The sequence below is a fragment of the Methylobacterium trifolii genome, from assembly GCF_022179685.1.
Classification (GTDB): domain Bacteria; phylum Pseudomonadota; class Alphaproteobacteria; order Rhizobiales; family Beijerinckiaceae; genus Methylobacterium; species Methylobacterium trifolii.
Genome location: NZ_BPRB01000265.1, coordinates 1 through 10,243, shown reverse-complemented (window position 1 = coordinate 10,243; position 10,243 = coordinate 1). Strand labels below are relative to the sequence as shown.

Sequence of the window (10,243 nt, the reverse complement as noted above, 5' to 3'; positions counted from 1 at the left end):
GGCGGGCGGCGACGCAGGCGATGACCAACCTCGCCGAGGGCATCCAGGGCCTCGTCCAGCACATGCGGGCCGAGCAGCAGATGATCCGCGACTGGGTCGAGGCCCAGGCGAGCCGCGAGCGGGAGCTGAAGCAGGCGCTGGACCGCCTCGGGCGCGAGCGGGTCTGATGGCATCGCGCAGCGCGCGCAACGCCCGCAGCCTCAACGTCTGGCCCGGCTACGTCGACGCCCTGGCCACGCTCCTCCTGTCGGTGGTGTTCCTGCTGACGGTCTTCGTCGTCGGGCAGTTCTTCCTGTCGCAGGAGCTTTCCGGCCGCGACACGCTGCTGGCCCGCCTCAACCGCCAGATCGCCGACCTCACCGACCTGCTCTCCCTGGAGCGCTCGACCCGCCGCAGCGAGGCCGAGGCGGCCCAGGGCCTGCGCACCACGCTGCTCGCCGTCGAGGCCGACCGCGACCGCATCAGGGCGGAGGCGCAGGGGAATGCGGCCACGCAAGGGGCGGCCGGCGACCTCGACAAGCAGCTCCAGGCCGAGCGCGGCGCGACCAGGCGCGCCCTGTCGCAGGTGGACATCCTCGGCGAGCAGATCAGCGCCATGCGCCGCCAGCTCGCGGCCCTGGAGGACGCGCTGGCGGCCTCCGAGAACCGCGACCGGGAATCGCAGGCCCGCATCGCCGACCTCGGCAGCCGGCTCAACGTGGCGCTCGCCCAGAAGGTGCAGGAACTCGCCCGCTACCGCTCCGACTTCTTCGGGCGCCTGCGCCAGATCCTAGGCGAGCGCCGCGACATCCGCATCGTCGGCGACCGCTTCGTGCTGCAATCCGAGGTGCTGTTCCCCGGCGGGTCGGCCGCCCTGAAGCCCGAGGCCGGCCCGGAACTGGACCGCATTGCCGGGGCCATCCTGGAACTCTCGAAGCAGATCCCCTCCGACCTGCCGTGGGTGCTGCGGGTGGACGGGCATACCGACGCGCGCCCGATCGCCAGCGCGCAGTTCCCGTCGAACTGGTCCCTTTCGGCGGCCCGCGCCATCGCCGTGGTGCAATACCTCGCGGCCAAGGGCATCCCGCCCCAGCACCTGCTGGCCGGCGCCTTCGGCGAGTTCCAGCCCATCGATGCCGGGACGAGCGAGGATTCCTACGCGCGCAACCGGCGGATCGAGATGAAGCTGACGGAGCGGTGAGCGCCGGCCATGTGATAAGGCGCTGAACCGGAACGCGGTTTCCCTCCCCCCCTCTGCGGGGGAGGGTGGCCCTCGCGCGCGCGAGGGTCGGGAGAGGGGAGTGCCGTATCCGGCAGCGGCGCTCCCCTCTCCCGACTTAGCTCGCGGGCCACCCTCTCCCGCGGAGGGGAGAGGGAAACGCCCGCGCTACGTCCGCTCGAGGGGAGGATTGATGTAGCCCCTCACGCGTCCGCGAACGCACCCTTGTAGGCAAAGATCCCCGGCACGCCGCCGGTCATCACGAAGAGCACCGCGTCGCCCGGCCGGTAGCGGCCGGCGCGCACGTCGTGCAGCAGGCCTCCGAACGCCTTGCCGCTGTAGACCGGATCGAGCAGCAGGCCCTCCGTGCGGGCCATCAGCCGCACCGCCTCCAACATCCCCGGCGTCGGGATGCCGTAGCCCCGCCCGCGGTGGCTGCCGTCGATGGCGATCTGCCCGGGCGTCAGGTGCGTGCCGGGCGCGAGCAGGGCCAGCGTGGCGTTCGCCTTGTCCAGGGTGAGGCGCGCGGCCTCCGATTCCTCGGCCAGGACCGCGTAGGATTTGGCCAGGCGCGGGTCGCGCCCGATCGCGGCGAGCCCCGCTGCCAGGCCCGCATGGGTGCCGGCGCTGCCGTTGGCGGTGACGATGTGGGCGAAGTCGACACCCATCTCGGCGGATTGCGAAAGAATCTCGGCGGCGCAGGCGGCGTAGCCGAGGCAGCCCACCGGGCTCGATCCACCCGAGGGGAAGACGTAGACGCGCCGCCCCTCTGCCCGCAGGGTTTCAGCACGCGCCTCGGCGAGGCCGAGCGAATCGGCTTCTCCCGGCAGTTCGTGCACGCGGGCGCCGAACAGGTCGTCCAGCAGCCGGTTGCCGTTGCCGGCGTAGTCGGCGTCCGTCCGCGGCACGGAGCGGGTGAGGAACAGCTCGCAGGCGAACCCCGAGCGCGCGGCGGCCGCCGCCGTGAGGCGGGCGTGGTTCGATTGCAGGGCGCCCACCGTGATCACGGTGTCGGCGCCCTCGGCCCGGGCCGCGCCGAGGAGGAATTCGAGCTTGCGCAGCTTGTTGCCGCCCCCGCCCACGCCCGCGAGGTCGTCGCGCTTCACGAACAGGCGCACGCCGTTGAGCGCGGCCCCGAGATGCCGGCCGAGGCCCTCCAGGGGCTCGATCGGGGTCGGCCGCGCCAGGAACGAGAGGCGGGGGAAGGTTGCGAGGTCGAGGCTGTCCATCTATTCGGCCACCGGCATCGCCGCGGGGCGGGCACGCGGGCCCTTGCCGCGGGCAGTCTCGTCGAGGGCGTCCGTGAATTGCAGGCTGGCGAGCTGCGCGTAGAGGGCGCCCTGCGCCAGCAGGCTCTCGTGCGTGCCCTGTTCCACGATCCGGCCCTCGTCGAGGACGAGGATGCGGTCGGCGGCGCGGATGGTCGCCAGCCGGTGGGCGATGACCAGGGTCGTGCGCCCGCGCATCAGGGTGTCGAGGGCGGCCTGCACAGCCCGTTCGCTCTCGGCGTCCAGTGCCGAGGTCGCCTCGTCCAGGAGCAGGATCGGCGCGTCCTTGAGGATGGCCCGGGCGATGGCGATGCGCTGGCGCTGGCCGCCCGACAGCGTCACGCCGCGTTCGCCCACCGGCGTGCCGTAGCCCTGGGGCAGGGCGCGGATGAAGGCGTCGGCGTTGGCGAGTTCGGCCGCGCGCCGCGCCTCCTCCTCGGTGGCCTTGGGCCGGCCGTAGCGGATGTTCTCCAGCACGGAGCCCGAGAACACCGTCGGGTCCTGCGGCACCAGGGCCATGCGGGCGCGCAAGGCCTCCGGGTCGACCCGCGCGGCGTCCACCCCGTCGACCAGCACGCGGCCCCCTTGCGGGTCGTAGAACCGCAGCAGGAGTTGCAGCACCGTGGTCTTGCCCGCCCCCGAGGGGCCGACGAGGGCGATGCGCTCGCCGGGTGCGGCGGAGAAGCTCAGGCCGTCCAGCGCCGCATACGATTCGCGGGTCGGGTAGGAGAAGCGCACCGCCTCGAACGCGACGGCCCCGCGCGACGGCTCCGGCAGGGGCAGGGCCGGGACGGGCGCGCGGATCACGGGCTCGGTCGCCAGGATCTCGGCCAGCCGCTCGGCGGCGCCGGCCGATTGGGCCAGTTCCCCGTAGACCTCCGAGAGCTGGCCGAGGGCGCCTGCACCGAACACGGCGTAGAGCACGAACTGCGAGAGCAGGCCCGCGCTCATGGTCTGGGCCAGCACCCCTTGCGCGCCGTACCACATCACCCCGACGACGGAGGCCGAGATCAGGAAGATCGCCACCCCCGTCAGCAGGGCGCGGGCCCGGATCGACTCACGGGCGGCGCGGTAGGCCTCCTCGGAAGCCGCGGCGAAGCGGTCGCCGGTGGCGGCCCCGCGGCCGAAGGCCTGCATGGTCCGGATCGCCCCCACGGCTTCCGCGGCGTAGGCGGACGCGTCGGCCAGCCGGTCCTGCGCGGCGCGCGAGCGGCGGCGCACACCCCGGCCCGAGACGATGAGCGGGAAGACGATCAGGGGGATGGCCGCCAGAACCAGGATCGAGAGCTTCGGGCTGGTAATGACCATCATGGTCACGGCGCCGACGAACAGGAACAGGTTGCGCAGCAGGATCGAGATCGAGACGCCGAACACCGCCTTGACCTGGGTCGCGTCCGCGGTGAGCCGCGAGACGATCTCGCCCGATTGCGACCGGTCGAAGAAGGCGGGGTCGAGGATGGTGAGCCGCCGGAACACGGCGGCGCGCAGGTCCGCAACCACCCGCTCGCCCAGGGTCGAGACCGTGTAGGCGCGCGCCGCGCTCGACAGGGCGAGCACGCTCACGACGCCCAGCAGCGCCAGGAAGTACGCGTCGATGACGGCGGCGCCCTCGGGCGAGAAGCCGTGGTCGATCACCCGGCGCATCGCGACCGGCACGACCAGGGTGGCGCCGGAGGCGGCCAGCAGCGAGAGGAAGGCGGCGAGGATGCGCCCGCGGTAGCGGGCGGCGAAGGGCACCAGGGGCCGCAAGGCGCTCAACGGCGCCTTGCCGCGGCCCTCCGCGGCGCGGGTCTGCTTAGCGGCCATCACGCCTCACGCTGTCTCGCTCCCAACTCTTGAGGGCCATCGCTTGACAGCGCTTGCCCTGCTTTTTGCTTTGCCTCAATCGCCGGCGCCCGCATCCGCGGGCTCAGGCCGATCCTCCGCTCTGTGTCGTCCGGGACGTTCGTCCCGGACGACCCGCTCCGCGGGGCGCTCTTCGCGCCCCGAAGCCGCCGATGCGGCTTCCGGCACTCGCCGTGCAACCTGCATCCGAGCGCTTGTTCGGACAGGAAGGCTGGGATATACGCCCGGCTTCATCCGATTGCGCGTGTTCAATGGCCGCGGGCCGCCACGACGGGCGGGTCGGCGTGGTCGAAGCCGTTCGCACGAACCTCGGGCTCGTGGCAACGGCAGTTTCTTTTGGGTTCCGACACACATCCGCACGTCGGGCGCCGTCGCGCACCGGCGGGATGTGCCAGTTTCGAGGATAGGGTCATGGCGAAAGACGCGGCCGCGAAGGCCAAGGGGACCGAGCACCCCGACTACCATTTCATCCGTGTCGTGATGACCGACGGGACCGAGTACAAGACCCGCTCGACCTACGGCAAGGAGGGCGACACCCTCAACCTCGACATCGATCCGCTGACGCACCCGGCCTGGACCGGCGGCGAGCAGAAGATGCTCGACCGCGCCGGCCGCGTCTCGCGCTTCAACTCGCGCTTCGGCAACCTCGTCGGGCGCCGCTGATTCGTCCGGACGGACCTGACGGGTTTTCACGGGCGGTCCTACGGGCCGCCCGTTTTGTTTTTCGGGACTAGGAACGCGCGTCACCGAAAGAATCTCGTTCAGCGCGCTTCCCTCCCCCCGTTGCGGGGGGAGGGGGAGTACCGCGGCGAGATTTCTAGGTCGCGTTACATCAAACCCGGTCCGAAACGAAAGCCGAGCGCAGCAGGCCCTGCTGGGCGGCCACGGGGCTCTCGCGGGGCAGGGGCGTCGGCCGGTCCTCGGAGATCAGGGCGTCGAGGTGGAGGATGCGCGCGTGCAGGCGGCGCGCCCGCACCACCAGGTCCTGGAGGCGGGCCGGGAGCAGGTTGAAGTTCTCGGGCTTCGGGGGCTCGCTGGCGGCGAGCCGCACGCGGGTCTTCTCCTGGAGCGCCTGGCCCGGCGTCAGTTCGCCCTCGGCGACCGCCCGCTGCACCAGCAGCCAGGAGGCGATCTGCATCAGCAGCGTCGTCAGGCGCATGCTCTCGGCGGCGTAGCTCAGGGTGGCGTCGCGGGAGATCAGTCGCGATTCGTCGCGCCCCTCGCCGTCCAGATAGGCGGCCGTCTCCTCGACGAGCGCCATGCCGTCGCGGAACAGGCTCCGGAAGGAATCCGAGCCGACATAGGTCCTGCCGAAATCCACCCAGTCCCGCTCGTCCCGGAACGTGACATCGAAGCCGTTCATCGTGCCTCCTGCGCCGCCTCGCGCGGTCCTCGCCGTCCCGGATCGGGACGCCACCGCGTCGGTCTCGGCCCCATGCGCAATCCTAGCGCCGAACCGGCGGGCCCGCCGGGTTTGCCGCTTGGTAACGTTAATGCCCGGCCGATGGTCCCGAAGGGCCCACCGTCGCCGCGCGGCGGGGCAGGCGCCGGCGGAGCCAGGCCAGGGCCGGGCGCTCGAAGGCGAGGTGGTAGAGCAGGCCGGAGGCGACCCCCAGGCCGATGCACAGGGCGAGGCAGGCCGGCCACGCGCGAAAGGGCTCGTAGCGGCCGGCGATCCGGGCCGCGAGGGAGATGACGGGGCTGTGGACGAGGTAGATCGCGTAGGACGCATCCCCCAGCAGGACCAGCGCGGGCGGCGCCCGGAGTCGCCCGGCCCGCTCCAGCCAGGCGCCGCCGGCGACGGCCGAAGCCACCGCGACGCCGAACAGCATCCGCAAGGGGCCGGCCGGGTCGACGGCGAGCGCGAAGAAGGCGGCGACCCCCGCGAGCCCCGCGGCCAGGCAGGGCCAGGCGAGGGCCGGCGAGCGGGCAGGGGAGAACGCGCGCACCGCCAGCGCCGCGCCCATCCCGGCCACGAACTCCGCGTTGATCGGCGCCAGCACGCTCCACAGGCTCGGCGCGGCGTAGGCGGTCTGGAGGCCCAGCCCGATCCCGGCCAGGATCGCACCGACCCAGGCCGCCACGATCCAGGGGAAGCCGCGCACGAAGTAGGAGACCAGGAACAGGGCGTAGAACATCATCTCGTGGACGAGGGTCCAGGCCGCCGCCAGCGCCGGGGGCGAGCCGGTGGGCAGCAGGGTCAGGGAGGTCGTCAGGCTCCAGTCCCGGCTCGCGCCGGAGATGCCGGGCAGGCCGGCATAGAGGGCGATCATCGCGAGCGAGACCGGCAGGTAGGGCAGGTAGATCCGGCTCAGCCGCTTGGCGGCGTAGGCGCGGGCCGGCCCCGCGCCGCGGGAATCGTCGGCGTGGGCGTGGACGATGATGAAGCCGCTCAGCACGAAGAAGAAGTCGACGCCGAAGGTGCCCCGCTCGAACAGGGCGAAGGCGGCCGCCGGCAGGGCTTCCGCGAAGTCGCGGGTGGCGATGGCCGCGTGATAGGCGACCACCGCGACCGCCGCACCCGCCCGCCCGGCCTGGAGGAGCGTGATCGTGCCGCGGCCGCCGGCCTCCCGGCTCACCGCCGCGCCTCGCCTTCGTCACCGAGGGCGGCCTCCGCAACGGCTTCCGAGACCTGCCCCTCGGCCACGAGGTGGGCGAGGCCGTGGACCAGGCCCCAGGCCCGCAGGGTCGCGGCCGACACGCGGTCCGGCGCCGCCGGGCCGCCGACCGCCCGGTCGAGCACCGCCAGCGCGGCGCCGGCGGCCTCGGCCAGGTCCGGGAACGCGTCCTTGGCCGGGCTCTGGCCGAACATCAGTTGGAAGCGGGCCCGGTCCTCCCCCGCGAAGGCGAGATAGGCCCGGCCGAGCGCGACCGGGCGGCGGTCGGTGGCCTCGAGCTGGTCCCGCAGCAGCCGGAACCCCGCCGCCGCCACGGCCGCGAGCAGGGCGTCCCGGCTCGGGAAGTGGCGATAGGGCGCGTTGTGGGACACGCCCGCCGCCCGGGCCGCCTCGCGCAGTGACACGGCCTCGCGCCCGCCCGCCCGCAGCAGGCGCGAGGCCGCCTCGACCAGGGCGTTGCGCAGGTCGCCATGGTGGTAGCGCTCGGCCGATCCCGATGTTGACAATGCCAACACGTGCCTCGATGTTGCGCCTGCCAACATACGTGGATCGGCAGCGGGCGCCAGTCCCGTTCCGCCCCGTCCGGGACAGCGCCATGACCCTCGCCCCCCTGATCGCGGCCGGTCCCGTGGTGCAGGCCCACGCCCTGATGGCGTTGACAGCCGTCGCCCTCGGCGCCCTGCAACTGGCCCTGCCGAAGGGCGGCCCGCGCCACCGCTGGCTCGGGCGGGCCTGGGTGGGGCTCCTCGCCCTGGTCTGCCTGAGTTCCTTCGGGATCGGCGCCCTGCGCCAGTTCGGCCCGTTCAGCTGGATTCACGGGCTGTCGGCCTTCACCCTCCCCATGCTCGCCGTGGCGATCGCCCATGCCCGCGCCGGCCGGATCGATGCCCATCGCTGGACCATGATCGGGCTGTTCGCTGGCGCGCTGGTGATTACCGGCCTGTTTACGCTGATGCCCGGCCGGCTGATGCACGCGGTTCTGTTCGGCACTTAAACCCGTGCCCGATCGCGCACGGCTTCAAGTCTTTGCGTCAACGCGCTCCCTTGAGCCGAACCGGCATTCATTTCGGCGGGGAGCGAATCTAATGGTGCTGGTGGGCGCCGGCCGTCGCCGGAGGGGCGCCCTGCGGCGACATCGCCCCGATGGACGCCACCGCGAACGTCACCGGCACGGTGCCGGCCCGCTCGAAGGTCAGGCTGCCCGGAACGCCGTCGCCGGGCTTGGGCGCGGATCTCAGGTCCTGGAACATCAGGTGGAAGCCGCCGGGCTTCAATTCGACCGTCTTGCCGGGCTCGATCGACAGGCCGCCGGGCACGGGCGCCATCTTCATCACCCCGCCCTCCATCGTCATGGAATGGATCTCGCCGCGCCCGGCCACGCCGACCGCCGCGGCGGTGAGGCGGTCCGGCACGGAGCCTGTGTTGGTGATCCGCACGTAGCCGCCCGCGACCTTGGCGCCGGCCGGGACGGCCCGCATCCAGGGCGCCTCGATCGCGAGGTCGCCGGCCTTCAGGGGGCCGGTACGCTCCTGGGCGAGAGCCGGGATCATGGCGGCGAGAAGGAGGCCGAGCCCGGCCGGTAGGATTCGGTTCATGGCGGATGTCCGAAAGATGGAGGTGCGATGCGGAGGATCGGCAACCCCCGATTCGTGCGGCGCGGACCCTTCCTCGGCGGCGCAGGTCCCCGGCCGGAGGCGTTACGCGATCGGGCCGCGGGACGCCATATCCGCAGCGTCCGGCCACGGAAACGCTGTTGCCGCAGGGCCGCACGCGTTCGTGACGTGCGCCGCCGCACGGCCACGCCACATTCTGGCCCGGTCGGCATGGAGTCTTAACCGTACCCCGACACCCTGGCGGTCACGGGGACGGATCGCCCGCAGGGCCCGTCTCGTCCCGCCTATCCATGGACCAGAGCCCCCCTCGATGCTCACACCGGCAACTCCTCGGGTCTGCGCCGCCCGCACCCTCGGCTTCGCACTCCTCGCCACCGTGGCGCTTGCGGCGGGCGCCTCCGCCCGCGAGCCGGGCAGCTTCGCCCAGGCCGAATGGGCACAGGACTACGCCTCGCCCGCCGCGATGCAGGTGCAGCGCTCCTCCACGCCGATCCTGTCGCCGCAGACCGTGGCCGCCACCGAGCAGATGGTCGAGCGCTATAAGGAGATCGTCTCCCGCGGCGGCTGGCGTCCGGTCTCGGGGGCCGACCGCCTGCGCGTCGGCGCCCGCGGGCCGGCGGTCGCGGCCGTGCGCCAGCGCCTGATCGTCACCGGCGACCTCGACCCCGTCGCCGGCACCTCCGGCGTCTACGATTCCTACGTCGCCGCCGGGGTGAAGCGCTTCCAGGCCCGCCACGGCCTGAGCCAGACCGGCAGCATGAGCCTCACCACCCAGCAGGCCATGAACGTGCCGGCCGACATCCGCCTGCGCCAGCTCGAGATCAACGCGGTGCGCCTGCGGTCCTATGCGGGCAACCTCGGCAACCGCTTCGTCATCACCAACATCCCCGCCGCCCTGGTGCAGACGGTGGAGAACGGCCAGGTCGTGACCCTGCACGCCGCCGGCGTCGGCAAGATCGACCGCCAGTCGCCGATCATGAACACCAAGGCGACCCAGATCAACTTCAACCCGACCTGGACGGTCCCGGCTTCCATCGTGAAGAAGGACCTGATCCCGAAGATGCAGAAGGACCCGAACTACCTCACCGACAACAAGATCCGCATCCTCTCGGGCGCCGGTGAGATCTCGCCGCGCCAGGTCAACTGGAACTCGGACGAGGGTACGCGCTACACCTACCGCCAGGATTCGGGCGCCGACTTCAACTCGATGGGCATCGTGCGCATCAACATCCCGAACCCCTACGGCGTGTTCATGCACGACACGAACACCAAGGGCGTGTTCGGCGACGACTTCCGCTTCATCTCCTCGGGCTGCGTGCGCGTTCAGAACGTGCGCGAGTACATCACCTGGCTCCTGAAGGACACGCCCGGCTGGGGCCGCGAGCAGGTCGAGCAGGCCATCGAAGGCGGCAAGCGCATCGACGCGACCCTGTCCTCGCCGGTGCCGGTCTACTGGACCTACATCACCGCCTGGGCGACGCCGGACGGCCTCGTGCAGTTCCGCGACGACATCTACAAGCGCGACGGCGTCAACGTGCCCTCGACCATCAGCGCGCCCACCCCGGTCGCCAGCGCCGAGTCGACCATGCCTCAGACCTTCGAGCCCGGCGACGAAGAGTAGTTTTTTGGGTTTTGGCCTCGGCGGCTTCGGGGGCTGAGGTAAATAAAAAAGGCCCGCACCGGTCCCGGCGCGGGCCTTTT

9 protein-coding genes and 2 pseudogenes are annotated in these 10,243 nt (G+C 72.1%); 5 read left to right on the top strand and 6 right to left on the bottom strand.

Annotated elements, in window-relative coordinates; translation table 11 throughout:
* Together COGEMETH_RS21100 and COGEMETH_RS21095 are read left to right on the top strand one after the other, a co-directional pair.
* Window positions 1-167, top strand: a pseudogene (locus COGEMETH_RS21100) (flagellar motor protein MotA); the annotation flags it as partial.
* Window positions 167-1,180 carry a peptidoglycan -binding protein gene (locus tag COGEMETH_RS21095; RefSeq protein WP_238184563.1) on the top strand — a complete coding sequence of 338 codons (1,014 nt, stop codon included), beginning with the start codon at window positions 167-169 and terminating at the stop codon, window positions 1,178-1,180. The pseudogene COGEMETH_RS21100 and the gene COGEMETH_RS21095, both read left to right, overlap by 1 nt.
* A gap of 221 nt (window positions 1,181-1,401) precedes the next feature.
* Here the strand turns inward: COGEMETH_RS21095 and COGEMETH_RS21090 are convergent, their stop codons facing one another.
* Both COGEMETH_RS21090 and COGEMETH_RS21085 read right to left on the bottom strand, forming a co-directional pair.
* Window positions 1,402-2,427: a D-cysteine desulfhydrase family protein gene (locus COGEMETH_RS21090; RefSeq protein WP_238184562.1), complete on the bottom strand. Its 1,026-nt coding sequence runs from the start codon at window positions 2,425-2,427 to the stop codon at window positions 1,402-1,404.
* Entirely contained in the window at window positions 2,428-4,272 is a 1,845-nt protein-coding gene (locus COGEMETH_RS21085; protein WP_238184561.1) for an ABC transporter transmembrane domain-containing protein, read from the bottom strand.
* A 450-nt stretch (window positions 4,273-4,722) separates the two neighbouring features.
* Between COGEMETH_RS21085 and rpmE the strand changes: the two genes are divergently transcribed.
* A complete protein-coding gene (rpmE, locus tag COGEMETH_RS21080) occupies window positions 4,723-4,974 on the top strand; it encodes a 50S ribosomal protein L31 (protein ID WP_238184560.1) in 252 nt (83 codons plus the stop codon).
* 169 nt (window positions 4,975-5,143) lie between these two features.
* On the opposite strand, the gene rcdA is transcribed toward rpmE, so the two are convergent.
* From rcdA to COGEMETH_RS21065, 3 genes are all read right to left on the bottom strand, one after another.
* The gene (rcdA, locus tag COGEMETH_RS21075; protein WP_238184559.1) at window positions 5,144-5,674 is read right to left on the bottom strand and encodes a protease adaptor protein RcdA; all 531 of its coding nucleotides are present in this window, start codon (window positions 5,672-5,674) and stop codon (window positions 5,144-5,146) included.
* A 127-nt stretch (window positions 5,675-5,801) separates the two neighbouring features.
* Window positions 5,802-6,890 (bottom strand): acyltransferase family protein, encoded by a 1,089-nt coding sequence (locus COGEMETH_RS21070; RefSeq protein ID WP_238184558.1) that lies wholly within the window; start codon window positions 6,888-6,890, stop codon window positions 5,802-5,804.
* Window positions 6,887-7,441: a TetR/AcrR family transcriptional regulator gene (locus COGEMETH_RS21065; RefSeq protein ID WP_238184557.1), complete on the bottom strand. Its 555-nt coding sequence runs from the start codon at window positions 7,439-7,441 to the stop codon at window positions 6,887-6,889. The genes COGEMETH_RS21070 and COGEMETH_RS21065 overlap by 4 nt, the downstream gene beginning before the upstream one ends.
* An 83-nt stretch (window positions 7,442-7,524) precedes the next feature.
* On the opposite strand from COGEMETH_RS21065, the gene COGEMETH_RS21060 reads away from it, so the two are divergent.
* Complete coding sequence (locus COGEMETH_RS21060) at window positions 7,525-7,923, top strand: DUF2306 domain-containing protein (protein ID WP_238184556.1); 399 nt, start codon at window positions 7,525-7,527, stop codon at window positions 7,921-7,923.
* A gap of 88 nt (window positions 7,924-8,011) precedes the next feature.
* Here the strand turns inward: COGEMETH_RS21060 and COGEMETH_RS21055 are convergent.
* Window positions 8,012-8,473, bottom strand: a pseudogene (locus COGEMETH_RS21055) (copper chaperone PCu(A)C); the annotation flags it as partial.
* Between the two features lie 379 nt (window positions 8,474-8,852).
* Between COGEMETH_RS21055 and COGEMETH_RS21050 the strand changes: the two are divergent.
* The gene (locus COGEMETH_RS21050; RefSeq protein WP_238184555.1) at window positions 8,853-10,163 is read left to right on the top strand and encodes a L,D-transpeptidase family protein; all 1,311 of its coding nucleotides are present in this window, start codon (window positions 8,853-8,855) and stop codon (window positions 10,161-10,163) included.
* Window positions 10,164-10,243 lie beyond the last annotated feature (80 nt).

Coding starts and splice junctions, on each gene's coding strand:
- COGEMETH_RS21085 (WP_238184561.1), bottom strand. CDS start 4,272: ATGGCCGCTAAGCAGACCCGCGCCGCGGAGGGCCGCGGCAAGGCGCCG.
- COGEMETH_RS21060 (WP_238184556.1), top strand. CDS start 7,525: ATGACCCTCGCCCCCCTGATCGCGGCCGGTCCCGTGGTGCAGGCCCAC.
- COGEMETH_RS21090 (WP_238184562.1), bottom strand. CDS start 2,427: ATGGACAGCCTCGACCTCGCAACCTTCCCCCGCCTCTCGTTCCTGGCG.
- rcdA (WP_238184559.1), bottom strand. CDS start 5,674: ATGAACGGCTTCGATGTCACGTTCCGGGACGAGCGGGACTGGGTGGAT.
- rpmE (WP_238184560.1), top strand. CDS start 4,723: ATGGCGAAAGACGCGGCCGCGAAGGCCAAGGGGACCGAGCACCCCGAC.
- COGEMETH_RS21095 (WP_238184563.1), top strand. CDS start 167: ATGGCATCGCGCAGCGCGCGCAACGCCCGCAGCCTCAACGTCTGGCCC.
- COGEMETH_RS21050 (WP_238184555.1), top strand. CDS start 8,853: ATGCTCACACCGGCAACTCCTCGGGTCTGCGCCGCCCGCACCCTCGGC.